A 15,636-nucleotide genomic window follows, 5' to 3' on the forward strand; every position below is an offset into this window, starting at 1 on the left:
AGATCCGTCGAAACGGTGAACAGTTCGTTTCACGATCTTTACTTCACGGATGCACAAGTGTCACAGAGGCGATCGTGAAGGCCGCGAGGGCGACTCCCACGAGGAGCGCGGGGACGTCCCAGCGCGAGGTCGCGACACGCTCGGAGGGCGTCGCCGCCTCGCGCAGCGCTTCCATGACCAGCGCCGCATCCGCCGACGGCTCGGGCGTCCGCGTCATCCGTCGGCGCGGGGGGAAAGGTCCGCCCCAGCAGTCGATGCGCCGGCCGCCGACGAGGACGACACGCAGCTGCGCGGACTGCACGACCTCCTCGACAGAGGACCACGGCAGATCGTGGATCCGGAGCGCGTTGATCACCACGGCACCCTCGCGATCGGCCCTCACCTGCGACCGCCAGAAGAGCAGCCACGCCCCCCAGCCGATCAGCAGGAGCGGGGCGGTCCACTTCGCCAGGAAGAGCCAGCTCCCCCGCACCGCCGCATCCCCCAGGAAGAAGGCGAGCATCGCGACGACCACCCAGAAGGACAAGAGGGTCGAGGAGGCGCGGAACACCCGAGGGCGGAGGAAGCGAGCATCGCGCCCGCCTCCCCCGCCCTCGGTGTGGTTCGTCACGCACGCCCCCCGAGCGGGATGTCCGCACCGGGGATCGCGTCGAGCAGGCGCCGGGTGTACTCCTGCGTCGGCGAGGCGAAGATCTCGTCCACCGTGCCCTGCTCGACGACACGGCCCTGCTCCATGACGCACACGAGGTCCGCCGCGACCCGGACGACGGCGAGGTCGTGGGTGATGAACAGGTAGGTCAGGTCGAGCTCGGACTGCAGCTCCGCCAGCAGGCGCAGGATCTGGTCCTGCACGAGCACGTCGAGCGCCGACACCGCCTCGTCGAGGACGACGATCGACGGCTTGAGGGCGAGGGCTCGCGCGATCGCGATGCGCTGACGCTGACCGCCCGAGAGCTCGTTCGGGTAGCGCCACGCGACCTCGCGCGGAAGCGACACCTGCTCGAGCAGCTCGAACACACGGTCGCGTCGGGACTTCTCGTCACCCACGCCGTGTACGCGAAGCGGTTCGGCGATCAGCGCACCGATGCTGCGGAGCGGGTCGAGCGACCCGTACGGGTCCTGGAAGACCGGCTGCATGCGACTGCGGAGGGCGAAGACCTCCTTGCGGTTCATGCCCGAGGTGTCCGCACCGTCGACGATCACGGCGCCGCTCGTCGGCTGCTCGAGCTGGAGCACCATCTTCGCCACGGTCGACTTGCCCGACCCCGACTCCCCCACGAGGGCGAGCGTCTTACCCCGCGGGATCTGGAAGGAGACACCGTCCACCGCGCGGAACGGCTCGCTGCGGAAGCCGCCCGAGCGGATCTTGTACTCCTTGACGAGATCGCGCACCTCCACGACGGGCTTCGCGTCGACGACCTCGTCGAGGTGCTCCACGCCGCGCCGCTCGGCCACGGCCTGGATGCGCTGCGACGCGAGGCTCGGGGCAGCGGCCACCAACCGCTGGGTGTAGGGGTGCTGGGGGTTCTCGAGGATGACCCGGCTCGGGCCCGCCTCGACGATCTCACCCTGGTTCATCACGACGATCCGGTCGGCGCGCTCCGCCGCGAGTCCGAGGTCGTGCGTGATGAAGAGGACGGAGGTGCCCTTCTCGCGGGTGAGCGAGGCGAGGTGATCGAGGATGACCCGCTGCACCGTCACGTCGAGCGCGCTGGTGGGCTCGTCGGCGATCAGGAGCTTCGGGTCGGCGGCGAGACCGATGCCGATGAGGGCGCGCTGCCGCATCCCACCCGAGAACTGGTGCGGGAACTGGTGCATGCGCCGTTCCGCATCGGCGAGCCCGGCCTGCTTGAGCACCTCGATCGCGCGCTGCCGCGCCTGCCTGCGGCTGGAGGCGAGACCGTTGGCTCGCACGGCCTCCTCGACCTGGAAGCCGATCGACCAGACCGGGTTGAGGTTCGACATCGGGTCCTGCGGGACGTAGCCGATGTCGCGACCACGGATCGCCTCCATGTCGCGACGGCTCGCCTTCGTCAGGTCGACCCCGTCGAGCAGGATCGATCCGCTCGTCACCTTGCCGGTGCCCGGAAGCAGGTCGATGACGGCAGCGGCCGTCGTCGACTTACCCGAACCGGACTCGCCCACGATGGCGACGGTCTCTCCCGGGAAGACGTCGAGGTCGACCCCGTGGAGGACCTCGCGCTCCTTCTTGCCGTTCGAGAAGGCGACCTTCAGGTCGCGGATCTGGAGAAGGGGTTGCGACACGGCGCTCTCCTTGTGGCTGCCGCGCAGCGAAGCGCGGCTCGACGGGTTCTCGGTGGCGCTCATCGCTGGGCCCTCGACTTCGGGTCGACGGCGTCGCGCAGGAGCTCGCCGAGGGTGATGAAGGCGAGGACCGAGATCGTCAGGGCGAGCGACGGCCACAGCAGGGCGAACGGCGCCGTGCGGATGGACGACTGCGCCTGGCTGATGTCCGCGCCCCACGACACACCGCCGAGGCCGACACCGAGGAAGGACAGGGTCGCCTCCGCGACGATCGCGGTGCCGAGGCCGAGCGTCGTGACGACGATGACGGGAGCCATCGCGTTCGGGATGACGTGGCTGAGCAATGTCCGGAAGCGCGACAGACCGATGGAGATGGATGCCGTCACGTAGTCGGACTGCTTCACCCGGAGGACTTCGGCGCGTGCGATACGAGCCGTGCTCGCCCACGAGAATCCACCGATCGCGAGCGCGAGGACGAAGACGTTCTTGTACTCGGCGAGGACCGACATGACCACGACCGCAGCGACGATGTAGGGGATCGTGAAGAAGACGTCACCGACGCGCGAGAGCAGCGAGTCGAGGAATCCGCCGTAGAAGCCGGCCAGTGTGCCCATGATGAGGCCGATGACCGTCGAGATCACGGTTGCCAGGACACCGACCGACATCGACACACCCGTGCCGTGGACGACGCGCGACCAGATGTCGCAGCCGAGGTAGGTGAATCCCAAGGGGTGGCCCGCCTCCGGTCCGCCGTTGCTTTTCGCGAGGTCGCACGCGCCGCCCGACGGGGCGACGGAGGTGAAGAGGTTCGGCGCGACCGCCATGACGACGATCAGCAGCGAGAAGACGATCGAGATCCAGAACGTCGGACGGCGACGCAGGTCGCGCCAGGAATCGAGCCAGAGGTTGCTCTTCTTCTCGGACAGGCGCAGCTGGTCGACCACCACCGTCTCGGTGCGGGCGGGCGCCACGTAGTGCGTGGAGTTACTTGACATAGCGGATCCTCGGGTCGAGCAGGCCGTAGAGAAGGTCGACGGCCAGGTTCACCAGCACGTAGATGACGACGAAGATCGTGACGAAGGAGACGACCGTCGGGGTCTCGTGGCGGATGATCGCGTTGAAGAGGGTGTTGCCGACGCCGGGGACGTTGAAGATGCCCTCCGTCACGGTGGCGCCAACCATGAGGACACCGAACTGGGTCGCCGTGTCGGTCACCATGGGGATCATCGAGTTGCGGAGCACATGGACGGGGATGACCCGGCGACGCGGCAGGCCCTTCGAGTAGGCGGTGCGGACCCAGTCCTGCCCGAGCGACTCGATCATGGACGCACGCGTAAGACGCATGCTCGACGCGTAGATGCTGAGACCGAGGACGATCGCGGGCAGCCACAGGTCGCCCCAGTCGTTCTGACCGCCGACGGTCGGCTTGAACCAGCCGAGCTGCACGCCCAGGAAGTACTGCGCGAGGAAGCAGAGGACAAAGATCGGGATGGCGATGAAGATCAGCGCCGTCACGAGGGCGCCGTTGTCGAAGATCGAGCCCTTCCAGACAGCGGACAGTGCACCGATGACCAGGGCGAGCACGAAGGCGATCGCGACGGACATGATGGCCAGGCGCATGGTGACCGGGATGGTCCGCGCGAGGACGTCGTTGACGCTCTGACCGGAGAAGGTGTTCCCGAAGTCGAGGCGGAGGACGCCGCCGAGGTAGTTCGCGTACTGGACGATGAACGGCTCGTTCAACTTGTACTGGTCTCGGATCGCGTCGATGACCGCCTGCGGCGGCTGCTTGTCTCCGAACAGTGCGGCGATCGGGTCGCCCGGGAGTCCGAAGACCATGTAGTAGATCAACAGGGTCGCGCCGATGAAGACCGGAATGACCTGAAGGATCCGTCGGAGGATGTAATAGGCCACCCTCGGCCCCCTTTCAGGGAAAAGACGTATCAGTGCTGACGCACGAAGAAGGGCCCCGCTCTGCGGCGCCCCTGTTCATCCATCCTCTGCCCGTCCCCTGTGAGAACGGTGAGACAGGCGGGTCACGCCACGAGGCGGTGACGGGTGACCGTCACCGCCTCGTGCGAGGTGATGCTGTGTACGGGTTACTTGGTGATCTCGTAGTAGAGCGGCACCGAGTTCCAGCCGAACTCGACGTTCTGCACTCCGTCGGCCCAGCCGCCGTTCACGTTGGAGTACCACAGCGGGAGCGCCGGAAGGTCCTCGAACAGGACCGACTGCGCCTCGAGGAGGGTCGCGTTGCGCGCAGCCTCGTCGGTCTCGCTGATGCCCTTGGCCAGCAGGTCGTCGAACGCCTTGTCCGAGTACTTGCCGTCGTTCGAGCCGGCGCCGGTCGCGTAGAGCGGGCCGAGGAAGTTGTACAGACCGGGGTAGTCGGCCTGCCAACCCGAACGGAAGGCGTTGACCTTCTCGTTGTCACGGGCGTCGAGGTAGCTCGCGAAGTCCGGGAAGGGCTGGCCCACCGCGGTGATGCCGAGCGTGCCCGAGATCGAGTTCGCGACCGCGTCGACCCAGGTCTGGTGACCACCGTCGGCGTTGTAGGCGATCGTGAAGTCCTCGCCGCTGTAGGGCTGGATCGCGTTCGCCTGGTCCCACAGCTCCTTGGCGAGCTCGGGGTCGTACTCCAGGACCTCGTTGCCGGGGACCGAGTCGCTCCACCCGTCGATGACGGGCGAGGTGAAGTCCTTGGCGGGGGTACGGGTGCCCTTGAAGATGACGTCGGTGATCTGGTCGCGGTTGATCGCGTGCGAGATCGCGGCGCGGCGCAGCTTGCCCTCTTCGTCGGTCTGGAAGCCGTCGACCCACTCGGGGATCGTCAGCGACTGGAAGATGGCGGCGGGCTGGTTGACCGCACGACCGTCGAGGTCGGACTCGTAGGTCTCGAGCGCGCTGTCCGGGATGGCGTCGAGCACGTCGAGGTTGCCGGCCTGCAGGTCCTGGTACGCGGCATCCTGCGTCGCGTAGAAGACGATGTCGAGACCGCCGTTCTTCGCCTTGCGAGGACCGTCGTAGTCCTCGTTCGGGACCAGGTCGATGCGGACGTCGTGCTGCCACGCGCCCTCCTCGGCCAGCTTGTACGGGCCGTTGCCGATCGGGTTCTCGCCGAACGCCTTCATGTCCTCGAACGCGACGTCGGGGAGCGGGTAGAACGCCGAGTAGCCGAGACGCTGCGCGAAGTCGGATGCCGGCTTGTTCAGCGTGATGGTGAAGGTGTGGTCGTCGACCTGCTTCAGACCGGTCAGCTCCGAGTCCTTCTCGTAGCTGAAGCCCTCGATGTCCTCGAAGAAGTACGAGGCGTTCTGCGCGTTCGCGAGCAGCGCGCCGTAGTTCCACGCCTTGATGAAGTTGTCGGCCGTGACCTCTTCACCGTTCGTGAACGTCAGGCCCTTGCGGATCTTGACGGTGAGCTGCGTGGGCGAGTCCGTGGTGATCTCTTCGGCGACGTCGTTGACGACCGAGCCGTCGGCCTCGTAGGAGATGAGCCCCGCGAAGATCGAGTCGACGACCTTGCCACCACCGGTCTCGTTGGTGTTGGTGGGGATGAGCGGGTTCTGGGGCTCGGAGCCGTTGGTCGTGATGACCGCATCCGTCGAACCGCCGGTGCCCTCGGTCTCGGTACCGGTGCCGCCGCCGGAGCTGGCGCAGCCGGCGAGAACCAGGCTGGTGGCGCCGAGCAGGGCGAGGCCCGCGACGCCGATCTTGTTGCGCTTCAAAGTGTCCTCCATGAGACCTAATGAAAGCCCGGGTCGAGGCTTCGCGACCCAGGCGTGATGAGAAGCACACTAAGCAGCTTGAGCGCAATGCGACAAATCTCTCACAAGACCGTTACACAGCCTTTACTTGAGAAGCCGTCGATGAAGCAGTCTGATCGGTGGGCCCACCGGCATCCCACTCATACGAACTCGTGCCATTCTGACCGGATGGCAGCGTTCACGGATCTCCCCACGGATTCCTCGTCGCGGCGGCGGGCACGCCTGTGGTGGGAGATCGCCATCGTCCTCTCACTCTCGCTGGGGCGCTCCGCGGTGTACTCCGTGCTCTCGCTGATCGAGGCGCTGACCCGTGCGCCGCTCGGCGACCAGCAGACCTCGCTCAACCCGGGCGCCGCGCCGTCGGAGGTCTGGGATGTCATCTCGCAGTTCCTGTCGGCGCTGTTCGGTTTCGCCCCGGTCGCGCTCGCGATCTACCTGCTCTGGGAGCCCGCCCGGTCGGGCTTCGCGAAGATCGGCCTGACGTTCGAGAGGTTCGGCCGGGGCCTCGTCGGCGGCGTGCTGCTCGTGCTCGTGATCGGCGTCCCGGGCCTCGTGCTCTACGCCGTCGGGCGCGAACTCGGGATCACCGTGCAGGTGGATGCCTCGCCGCTGGACTCGTCCTGGTGGACCGTGCCGCTGCTGCTGCTCGCCGCCGTCCGGGCGGGGCTGCTCGAGGAGGTCATCATGGTCGGCTACCTGTTCGACCGCCTGCGCCTGCTCGGCTGGAACACCTGGACGATCATCCTGTCCACCGCGGTGCTGCGCGGCTCGTACCACGCATACCAGGGCTTCGGTCCCCTGATCGGCAACATGGCCATGGGCGTCGTGTTCGGCTGGGTGTACTCCCGCTGGGGCCGCGTCATGCCGCTCGTCGTCGCGCACGTGCTCATCGACATCATCGCCTTCGTCGGGTACCCGCTCGCCGCCGCGTGGTGGCCCGGGGTGTTCGGCCCGCCCGGCGGCTGAGTCGCGGGGCGGTGCGGCGCGGCATCCCGGGCCTGGGTCTTTTTCCCGCGAGACTGCACGGGCGGGCCGAGACGGCGGCGTGGCGCCGCCGTCTCGCGCGTCGGGTGCAGTCTCGGGGGGGATCGGTGAGGCGGGGCGGTTCCTCCACCGCGGGCGCTGGGGGCGGGGTGTCCACGGGGCGGAGCGCGAGCGGGTCGGTGCCGGGGGCGGGTCTGGAGCATCGGGGGTATGCCCGCGATCGCCCGCCCCCTGCCCTTTGTCCGTCCCGCGCCCGTCGCCTGCCCCGTGCCGCTCCTGCGGGCGCGGGACGTTCCGCACGCCGCGCGCGTCGCGGCTCGCGGTGAGCTCGTGTCGGTCGTGCGCGGGGTGTACGCGCCGGCGGGGTTGTGGCGGAGGCTCGCTCCATGGGACAGGTACCTCGCGCGCATTCACGCGACACTCCTCACGCACCCGGGGCTGGTGCTGAGCCACGAGTCGGCCGCGGCGATCTGGGGGATGCCGGTGCTCGGCGACCCCGGCGTGGTCCACGCTCTCGGCGACCCGACCCGCACCTCGCGCCTGCACGCCGGCCTCCGGATGCACACGACGACGGGAGCGCGGGACGTCGTCGACCTGGGCGGGTTCGCCGCGGTCGCACCCGCGGACTGCGCCGCCGACCTCGCGCGGGCTCGGCACGTGGTGGCGGGGCTCATCGCGGCGGACGCCGCGCTGCGGCTGGACCCGGCGGCATCCGTCGAGTCGCTCGTCGAACAGAACGAGCATCGACCGAGCTCGCGGGGGCGACGCATCGCCCGGTGGCCCCTGCATCGTGCCCGGGCGGAGGCGGAGTCGACGCTCGAGTCCGCGAGCCGGGCGATCATCGAGCTGCTCGGCTACGAGCAACCCGAGCTGCAGACCGAGTGGACCGGGCAGGGCGCGACCGACCGCACCGACTTCTGGTGGCCGGGAGCGGGAGTCGCCGGCGAGGCGGACGGCGACCTCAAGTACGACGGCCGATTCGGCGACCCCGGATCGTTGTTGCGCGCGCGCCGCGAGCGGGACCACCGCCTTCGGTCTCGAGGCATCCGATCGGTCGTGCACTGGGGATGGTCCGATGTCGCCGACCCCGATGCGCTGGACGGCATCCTGCGCGGCGCGGGCGTCCCGCGCGTCGCGCTTCCCGCCCCGTACCGCCTCGCGACCGCCCGGACCGCCCTAGACTCTCGCCACCCCACCGCGAGACTGCATACGCGCGCCGAGACCGGGGTCTGAACCCGCTGTCTCGACGGCCGTGTGCAGTCTCGCGGAAAATGGGGCGCGGGGGTCAGGCGAAGGCCTCGATCGGCGGGCAGGCGCAGACGAGGTTGCGGTCGCCGTAGGCGTTGTCGATGCGGCGGACGGGCGGCCAGTACTTGGTGCGCACGATGCCGGGCACGGGGTACACGGCGGTCTCACGCGGGTAGGGGTGCGCCCACTCGCTAGTGACGACGGATGCCGCGGAGTGCGGCGCGTTCACCAGCGGGTTGTCGTTCGCCGGCCACTCCCCCGCGGCCACCGCATCCGCTTCGGCCCGGATCGCGATCATGGCCTCGACGAACCGGTCGAGCTCGGCGAGGTCCTCGGACTCGGTCGGCTCGACCATGAGCGTCCCCGCCACCGGGAACGACATCGTCGGCGCGTGGAAGCCGTAATCGATGAGCCGCTTCGCGACGTCGTCGACCGTGATGCCGGTGGCCTCCTTGAGCGGGCGGAGGTCGAGGATGCACTCGTGCGCGACGAGTCCGCCCTCCCCCGCGTACAACACCGGGTAGTGCCCCTCCAGCCGCCGCGCGACGTAGTTCGCCGCCAGCACCGCCGCGGCGGTCGCCTGCCGGAGCCCCTCGGCGCCCATCATGCGCACGTACGCCCACGAGATCGGCAGGATGGATGCCGAGCCGTAGGGCGCCGCCGACACCGGACCGCCGTCGAAGACGTGCCCGCCGGCGTGCTCGGCGCGCTGCGCCATCGGGTGCGAGGGCAGGAAGGGCGCGAGGTGCGCCTTCGCCGCCACCGGACCGACGCCGGGCCCGCCGCCGCCGTGCGGGATGGCGAACGTCTTGTGCAGGTTCAGGTGCGACACGTCGCCGCCGAGGTCGCCGAACCGGGCGAACCCGAGCAGCGCGTTGAGGTTCGCGCCGTCGACGTACACCTGACCGCCGGCGTCGTGCACCGCGCCGGTGATGTCCATGACGTCGTGCTCGTACACGCCGTGCGTCGACGGGTAGGTGATCATGAGCGCCGCGAGGTTGTCGGCGTGCGCCGCCACCTTGGCGCGCAGATCGGCCACGTCGACGTTGCCGGCCTCGTCGCACGCGACGACGACGACCCGCATCCCGGCCAGGACGGCGGATGCCGCATTGGTGCCGTGCGCGGACGACGGGATGAGGCAGACGTCGCGGTGCACGTCGCCGCGGGAGTGGTGGTAGCCGCGGATGGCGAGCAGGCCCGCGAGTTCGCCCTGCGAGCCGGCGTTCGGCTGCAGCGAGACCGCGTCGTACCCGGTGACCTCCGCCAGCCACGCCTCGAGCTGCTCGATCATGACGAGGTAGCCGGCGACGTCGTCCGCCGGGGCGAACGGGTGCACCCGGGCGAACTCGGGCCATGACACGGCCGCCATCTCGGTGGCCGCGTTGAGCTTCATCGTGCACGAGCCGAGCGGGATCATTCCGCGGTCGAGCGCGTAGTCGCGGTCGGCGAGCTGCTTGAGATAGCGCATCATGGCGGTCTCGGAGCGGTGCGTCGTGAACACGGGATGCGTCAGGTAGTCGTCCGTGCGACGCAGCGCCTCGGGCAGGTGGGCGTTCCGGTCGCGCAGCGGCACGAACACCTTCGACGAGTCGACGCCGAAGACGGATGCCACGGCCTGCAGGTCGGCGACGGTCGTCGTCTCGTCGACGGAGACCCCGACCGAATCGCTGTCGCGGAACCAGAGCTGGTAGCCCCGGCGCCGCGCGTCGGCGATGACGTCTTCGGCGCGCCCGGGCGTGCGGACCACGAGGGTGTCGAAGAAAGCGTCGTGGAGCACGTCGGCGCCGGCCTGGACGAGCCAGTCGCGCAGCAGCGACGCCTTGGCGGTCGTCTCCTCGGCGATCCACTTCAGGCCGTCGGGGCCGTGGTACACGGCGTACATCGACGCCATGACGGCAAGCAGCACCTGCGCGGTGCAGATGTTGGAGGTCGCCTTCTCGCGGCGGATGTGCTGCTCGCGGGTCTGCAGCGAGAGTCGGTACGCCGGCGCGCCCGACGCATCCATCGACACGCCGACGAGACGGCCGGGCAACTGACGCTCGAGCCCCGCGCGCACCGCCATGTAGCCTGCGTGCGGGCCGCCGAAGCCCATCGGCACGCCGAAGCGCTGCGTCGTGCCGACGGCGACGTCGGCGCCCATCGAGCCGGGCGAACGCAGCAGCGTCAGGGCGAGCAGGTCGGCCGCGACGACGACGAGACCCTTGTGCGCCTGCACGGCCGCGACGACCTCGGACGGGTCCCAGACCCGCCCGGTCGCGCCCGGGTACTGGACGAACGCACCGAAGGCCTCGGGGATCTCCGCGAAATCGGTCTCGACGATCTCGACGCCGACGGCGGCTGCGCGGTGGTGCAGCAGCGCCTTGGTCTGCGGCAGGGCGTCCGCGTCGACGAGGAACACGTTCGATGCGGACTTCGAGGCCCGGCGGGCCACCAGCATCCCCTCGACGACCGCGGTCGACTCGTCGAGCATCGAAGCGTTCGCCGTCGCGAGCCCGGTGAGGTCGGTCACCATCGTCTGGAAGTTGATGAGCGCCTCGAGCCGGCCCTGCGAGATCTCGGGCTGGTAGGGGGTGTACGCCGTGTACCAGGACGGGTTCTCCAGGACGTTCCGCTGGATGACGGACGGCGTCAGCGTGTCGTAGTAGCCGAGGCCGATCATCGCTCGCGCCGAGCGGTTCTGCGACGCGAGGTCGCGGAGCTCGGCGAGGGCCTCGGCCTCGGTCGCGGCGGGCGGGATGATGCTCTCGCGCTCGGCGACCTGGATCGCATCGGGGACGGCGGTGCCCATGAGATCGTCGACGGACGGACGCCCGAGGACGCGGAGCATCTCTGCCTGCGCGGCCGAGTCGGTGCCGATGTGGCGATCGCGGAAGACCGAGCTCACGCCTCGCCGCCCGTCAGCGCGACGTAGGCGTCGCGGTCGAGGAGGTCGCCCGTGGGCGCGCCGTCCACGCGGATCTTGACGAGCCACGCGTCGAACGCGCCGGCGTTGACGGAGGACGGGTCGTCCACAACGGCGTCGTTGATCTCGACGACCTCGCCGGTCAGCGGGGCGTAGAGCTCGCCGACCGACTTCGTCGACTCGATCTCGCCGCAAGTCTCGCCCGCGGTGACGGTCGTGCCGACGGCGGGCAGCTCGACGAAGACGACGTCACCGAGCTTCTCGGCGGCGTAGTCGGTGATTCCGACGGTCGCGACGTCGCCGTCGAAGGCGATCCACTCGTGCTCGGCGGTGTAGGACAGGGCGGTCAGGTCGGTCATTTCTGTCTCCGGTAGAAGGGCAGGGCGGTGACGGTCGCGGGGATGCGGGTCCCCCGGACGTCGATGGTCAGGGCGGTGCCCTCAGCGGATGCCGAGGGGTGGACGAGGGCCATCGCGACGGGATGGCCGAGGGTCGGGCTGAGCGCTCCCGAGGTGATCTCGCCGACGGTGTCGTCGCCCGCGAGCACGGCGTAGCCGGCACGGCCGGCGCGGCGGCCGTCGGCAACGAGCCCGACGAGGACGGGCGCCTCGCCGAGGTCGCGGGCGGCGAGGCCGTCCCTGCCGACGAAGTCCTCCTTGTCGGCGGCGACGACGCGGCCGAGCCCCGCCTGTGCCGGCACGATGTCGCGCGAGAGCTCGTGGCCGTAGAGCGGCATCCCCGCTTCGAGGCGCAGCGTGTCGCGCGCGGCGAGCCCGGCGGGGACGAGCCCCGCGTCGCGGCCTGCCTCGGTCACGGCCTGCCACAGGCCCTCGGCGACCTCGTTCGACACCATGAGCTCGAAGCCGTCCTCACCGGTGTACCCGGTGCGCGCGACGAAGAGGCTGCGGCCCTGGAACGAGCCCCGCGCCCACGAGTAGTAGGTCATGTCGGCGAGGGCGGGGGCGACGTCCGCGATCCCGGCGGTCGACTCGAGGATGCCGCGGGCCGCCGGGCCCTGCACGGCGATGAGCGACATCCGGTCGGTGATGTCGTCGATGCGCGTGTCGCCCGCCTCGACGGCGGCGAACGCGGCCGCGACCTCGGCGCGGTTGCCGGCGTTGGAGATGACGAGGAACTCGTCGTCGGCGATCCGGTACACGATGACGTCGTCGACGATGCCGCCGTCGGCGGCGAGGACGAGGGAGTACTTCGCCTTGCCGACCTTCATCGTCGACAGGCGGCCGGCCAGCGCGCGGTCGAGGAACGCCGCGGCATCCGGTCCATCGATGCGGAACTCGGCCATGTGCGAGATGTCGAAGATCCCCGCCGCACGGCGCACCGCGTGGTGCTCGGCGAGGTCCGACGTGTAGCGGACGGGCATGAGCCAGCCGCCGAAGTCGGTGAAGGACGCGCCGAGCCGCTCGTGCAGCTCGTGCAGCGGCGAACGCCGCGGCTCGGTCGTGGTGTCGGTCATGCCGTCTCCGCTCAACATTCCACGACGCTGACCGCGAGGCCGCCGAGCGCCGTCTCCTTGTACTTGCTGCTCATGTCGCGCCCCGTCTCGCGCATGGTCACGATGACCTCGTCGAGGGACACGCGATGGGTGCCGTCGCCCCACAGCGCCATCTTGGCCGCGTTGATCGCCTTGGCCGCCGCGATCGCGTTGCGTTCGATGCACGGGATCTGCACGAGACCGCCGATCGGGTCGCACGTGAGACCGAGGTTGTGCTCCATCGCGATCTCGGCGGCGTTCTCGACCTGGAGCGGCGAGCCGCCGAGGACCTCCGCCAGGCCCGCTGCCGCCATCGACGACGCCGAGCCGACCTCGCCCTGGCAGCCGACCTCGGCGCCCGAGATGGACGCGCGCGCCTTGTAGAGGACGCCGATCGCGGCGGCCGTCAACAGGAACGGCACGACCACCCCTTCGCGGGGGCGCGCCGGCGCGGCGTAGTGGGTCGCGTAGTGGAGCACGGCGGGGATGATGCCGGCCGCGCCGTTCGTGGGAGCCGTGACGATCCGTCCGCCCGACGCGTTCTCCTCGTTGACGGCGAGGGCCACGAAGTTCACCCACTCCTGCCAGAGCGCGGGATCGTCGCCGGTCGGGTCGTCGCGCCGCAGGCGCGCGTGCCAGGCCGGAGCCCGTCGCGGGACGCGCAGGCCGCCCGGCAGCATCCCCTCGCGCGCCGCCCCGGAGGCGACACTGTCCACCATCACGTCGGCGAGGTGGAGGATGCCGGAGACGATGTCGTCGTCGGTGCGGGAGACCCGCTCGTTGCGCCGCTGGACCTCGGCCATCGAGAGGCCCTCGCGCTCGCAGTGGGCCAGGAGCTCCGCGGCCGTCTCGAATGGGAAAGGCACGGGCGCCGCATCCGCCGTGCCGGCAGCCTCGCCGTCGCGGACGATGAACCCGCCGCCGGTCGAATAGTAGACGGCCTCGTCGAGGAGGGCGTCGTCCGCGTCCCACGCCTGCACCCGCAGTCCGTTCGTGTGCGCGGGCAGGATCGTCAGCGGGTGCAGGACGATGTCGTCCTCGCACAGCGGCACGTCGCCCGTGCCGCCCAGCCGGACGCGACGCGCCTCGGCGATCGCGGCGGTGCGCTCCTCGACCTCGGCCGGGAGGACCTCCTCCGGCTGCAGCCCTTCGAGTCCCAGCAGCACGGCGGTCAGCGTGCCGTGGCCGCGACCCGTCGCCGCGAGGGAGCCGTACAGGTCGACCCGCACCCGCGCGGCACGGTCCGCGTCGATGCGCGAGACGAAATCGGCGGCCGCGCGCATCGGACCCACCGTGTGCGAGCTCGACGGCCCGATGCCCACGGTGAACAGGTCGAAGACGCCGATGCTCAGGGACATCGTGTCGACCCGGCGGAGGGGTGAGGTGAGGGGAACAACGGAACTCCTGACGGCGCAGCGGGATGCGGGTGAGTTCCTCCCCCTCTGTCATCGGCCTGAGAGATTTCGCGGGCGATGCCCGCTTGCCCCGTCGGCGGGCACCGGAAGGGTGCCGCTTTTCAGAGTGACCATGTCGGCTCGGTACGGGGGCCTGAGAGATTCCGGGGAGGGATTGCTCCTTCGGCAGCCACGAGGGCTTCTCCCGAGCAGACGCGATGGTCCGGTGTGCGGTTGTGAGCGCGAGCCTATCACCGGGGCCCGCCGCGCCGATACGGCCCGGTCAGTCCGTCGTGCAGGCGCCGGAGGAGACGGTCGCGTCGCCCGGCGAGACCTGGAGCGCGGGGCGCAGTTCGGCGGTCGTCATGGCGTACCCGCGGGTCGCGTCGTCCTGGCCACGGGCGAAGACCACACCCGCCACCTCGCCGTCCTCGGTGAGGAGGGGACCGCCCGAGTTGCCCGGACGCACGTTCGCCTCGAGAGCGTAGATCTCGCGCGGCTGCGAGCTGTCCTCGTAGATGTCGGAGACGACGGCGCTGCCGACCGAGAGGACGTAGGCGGCACTGCTCGTGAAGGGACCGCCCAGCGGGTAGCCCTGGACGGCGACGGGGGTCCCCGCCGCGACCGGGTCGACGATCTCGAGCGGTGCCGCGTCGAGGCCGTCGACGCTGATGACGGCGAGGTCGTCGATGGGGTCGAAGTAGACGATGCGGCCCTCCTCGGCATCCCGTCCCGGCAGTTCGACCAGCGGCTCGTCGACACCGGCGACGACGTGGGCGTTCGTGACGACGAGATCGGGCGCGGCGACGAACCCCGACCCGGTGAGCGACGCACCGCACGCGTAGGCGTTGCCGCTGATGCGGGCGACGGATGCCGCGGCCCGCTCGAGCGCGGGATCGTCGAGCGAGACGGGGGGCGCCGTCGGCTCCACCTCGGGCGCCAGGAGCTCCCCGACGCGCGGGATGCCCTCGTCGACGATGAAGCCGCGGAACTCGGCGAGCGCGGAATCGACCGCCGGCGGGGTGAGGGCGTCGAGGGCGCCCAGGACGCGGGAGGACGCGACGGCGGGGGCGACCACCGGCATCCCGGAGCCGACGATCGCGCCGCTCGTGAGCAGCAGCACGACGGCGGCCGCGGCGGTGTTCACGACGCCGCCGAGGATGCGGTCGATCGGGGCGAGCCGTGCGCGGTCGACCCCGCGACGCAGGCGTCTGCCGACGGCCGTCCCGAGCGCGGCGAGGAGGGCCACGATGCCGAGGGCGATGATCGCCAGCACGAGGCTGCGATACTCCCAGCCCGTGAAGGCGGGGGCGATGACGGGGGTCAGCCACACGGCGACGACAGCGCCGAGCACGATGCCGACGAGCGTGCCGGCGGTGGCCACGAGACCGCGCAGGAGTCCGCCGAACAGCGCGGCGATGAGCACGAGCACGACGATGATGTCGACGACGAGCACGACGGGCCTCCCTTGACGAGTCCGCCCGGGAGAGCCGGCGGTTCCTCCCGATCAGCGTAGGCCGCCGCTGCTGGGAAATCGGTTCGTGTTGCGGTTCTGGTCATATCGACTCTAAGATCGACCTCGGC

The 15,636-nt window shown here is 70.2% G+C and carries 12 protein-coding genes and 2 riboswitches; of the genes, 2 read left to right on the forward strand and 10 right to left on the reverse strand.

Features of this window, described 5'->3' with window-relative positions:
• Positions 1-43 precede the first annotated feature (43 nt).
• The 5 genes from Q9S71_RS11455 to Q9S71_RS11475 all read right to left on the reverse strand — a co-directional run bounded on the left by Q9S71_RS11455 (position 44) and on the right by Q9S71_RS11475 (position 6,005).
• A complete protein-coding gene (locus tag Q9S71_RS11455; protein WP_311862447.1) occupies positions 44-610 on the reverse strand; it encodes a hypothetical protein in 567 nt (188 codons plus the stop codon).
• Positions 607-2,328 (reverse strand): ABC transporter ATP-binding protein, encoded by a 1,722-nt coding sequence (locus tag Q9S71_RS11460; protein ID WP_311862448.1) that lies wholly within the window; start codon positions 2,326-2,328, stop codon positions 607-609. Before Q9S71_RS11460 ends, Q9S71_RS11455 begins: the two co-directional genes overlap by 4 nt.
• Complete coding sequence (locus tag Q9S71_RS11465; protein WP_311862449.1) at positions 2,325-3,260, reverse strand: ABC transporter permease; 936 nt, start codon at positions 3,258-3,260, stop codon at positions 2,325-2,327. The genes Q9S71_RS11460 and Q9S71_RS11465 overlap by 4 nt, the downstream gene beginning before the upstream one ends.
• On the reverse strand, positions 3,250-4,179 hold the full coding sequence (locus tag Q9S71_RS11470) for an ABC transporter permease (protein WP_251580251.1): 930 nt from the start codon (positions 4,177-4,179) through the stop codon (positions 3,250-3,252). The genes Q9S71_RS11465 and Q9S71_RS11470 overlap by 11 nt, the downstream gene beginning before the upstream one ends.
• Before the next feature lie 185 nt (positions 4,180-4,364).
• The gene (locus Q9S71_RS11475; protein ID WP_311862450.1) at positions 4,365-6,005 is read right to left on the reverse strand and encodes a peptide ABC transporter substrate-binding protein; all 1,641 of its coding nucleotides are present in this window, start codon (positions 6,003-6,005) and stop codon (positions 4,365-4,367) included.
• A gap of 195 nt (positions 6,006-6,200) precedes the next feature.
• Between Q9S71_RS11475 and Q9S71_RS11480 the strand changes: the two genes are divergently transcribed.
• Together Q9S71_RS11480 and Q9S71_RS11485 are read left to right on the forward strand one after the other, a co-directional pair.
• Positions 6,201-6,998: a CPBP family intramembrane glutamic endopeptidase gene (locus Q9S71_RS11480; RefSeq protein WP_311862451.1), complete on the forward strand. Its 798-nt coding sequence runs from the start codon at positions 6,201-6,203 to the stop codon at positions 6,996-6,998.
• Between the two features lie 228 nt (positions 6,999-7,226).
• Complete coding sequence (locus Q9S71_RS11485; RefSeq protein ID WP_311862452.1) at positions 7,227-8,249, forward strand: hypothetical protein; 1,023 nt, start codon at positions 7,227-7,229, stop codon at positions 8,247-8,249.
• A 52-nt stretch (positions 8,250-8,301) separates the two neighbouring features.
• On the opposite strand, the gene gcvP is transcribed toward Q9S71_RS11485, so the two are convergent.
• The 5 genes from gcvP to Q9S71_RS11510 form a co-directional block, all read right to left on the reverse strand.
• Positions 8,302-11,091 carry an aminomethyl-transferring glycine dehydrogenase gene (gene gcvP / locus Q9S71_RS11490; protein ID WP_422880363.1) on the reverse strand — a complete coding sequence of 930 codons (2,790 nt, stop codon included), beginning with the start codon at positions 11,089-11,091 and terminating at the stop codon, positions 8,302-8,304.
• 53 nt (positions 11,092-11,144) lie between these two features.
• Positions 11,145-11,525, reverse strand: a complete 381-nt coding sequence (gene gcvH, locus Q9S71_RS11495; protein WP_064001792.1) for a glycine cleavage system protein GcvH — start codon at positions 11,523-11,525, stop codon at positions 11,145-11,147.
• Positions 11,522-12,640: a glycine cleavage system aminomethyltransferase GcvT gene (gene gcvT, locus Q9S71_RS11500; RefSeq protein WP_311862454.1), complete on the reverse strand. Its 1,119-nt coding sequence runs from the start codon at positions 12,638-12,640 to the stop codon at positions 11,522-11,524. The genes gcvH and gcvT overlap by 4 nt, the downstream gene beginning before the upstream one ends.
• Before the next feature lie 11 nt (positions 12,641-12,651).
• The gene (locus Q9S71_RS11505) at positions 12,652-14,016 is read right to left on the reverse strand and encodes an L-serine ammonia-lyase (RefSeq protein WP_311862455.1); all 1,365 of its coding nucleotides are present in this window, start codon (positions 14,014-14,016) and stop codon (positions 12,652-12,654) included.
• Between the two features lie 74 nt (positions 14,017-14,090).
• Positions 14,091-14,183: riboswitch (glycine riboswitch) on the reverse strand.
• 1 nt (position 14,184) lies between these two features.
• Positions 14,185-14,270: riboswitch (glycine riboswitch) on the reverse strand.
• A 65-nt stretch (positions 14,271-14,335) separates the two neighbouring features.
• Positions 14,336-15,508, reverse strand: coding sequence for a MarP family serine protease (locus Q9S71_RS11510; protein WP_311862457.1), 1,173 nt, complete (start codon positions 15,506-15,508; stop codon positions 14,336-14,338).
• Positions 15,509-15,636 lie beyond the last annotated feature (128 nt).

It is taken from the genome of Microbacterium gawkjiense, from assembly GCF_031932225.1.
GTDB classification, from domain to species: Bacteria; Actinomycetota; Actinomycetes; order Actinomycetales; family Microbacteriaceae; genus Microbacterium; species Microbacterium gawkjiense.

Bases quoted from the DNA above. Each gene is read 5' to 3' on its own strand.
- Q9S71_RS11460 (WP_311862448.1), bottom strand. From the start codon at position 2,328: ATGAGCGCCACCGAGAACCCGTCGAGCCGCGCTTCGCTGCGCGGCAGC.
- Q9S71_RS11465 (WP_311862449.1), bottom strand. From the start codon at position 3,260: ATGTCAAGTAACTCCACGCACTACGTGGCGCCCGCCCGCACCGAGACG.
- Q9S71_RS11475 (WP_311862450.1), bottom strand. From the start codon at position 6,005: ATGGAGGACACTTTGAAGCGCAACAAGATCGGCGTCGCGGGCCTCGCC.
- Q9S71_RS11480 (WP_311862451.1), top strand. From the start codon at position 6,201: ATGGCAGCGTTCACGGATCTCCCCACGGATTCCTCGTCGCGGCGGCGG.
- Q9S71_RS11485 (WP_311862452.1), top strand. From the start codon at position 7,227: ATGCCCGCGATCGCCCGCCCCCTGCCCTTTGTCCGTCCCGCGCCCGTC.
- gcvP (WP_422880363.1), bottom strand. From the start codon at position 11,091: ATGCTCCGCGTCCTCGGGCGTCCGTCCGTCGACGATCTCATGGGCACC.
- gcvH (WP_064001792.1), bottom strand. From the start codon at position 11,525: ATGACCGACCTGACCGCCCTGTCCTACACCGCCGAGCACGAGTGGATC.
- gcvT (WP_311862454.1), bottom strand. From the start codon at position 12,640: ATGACCGACACCACGACCGAGCCGCGGCGTTCGCCGCTGCACGAGCTG.
- Q9S71_RS11505 (WP_311862455.1), bottom strand. From the start codon at position 14,016: ATGTCCCTGAGCATCGGCGTCTTCGACCTGTTCACCGTGGGCATCGGG.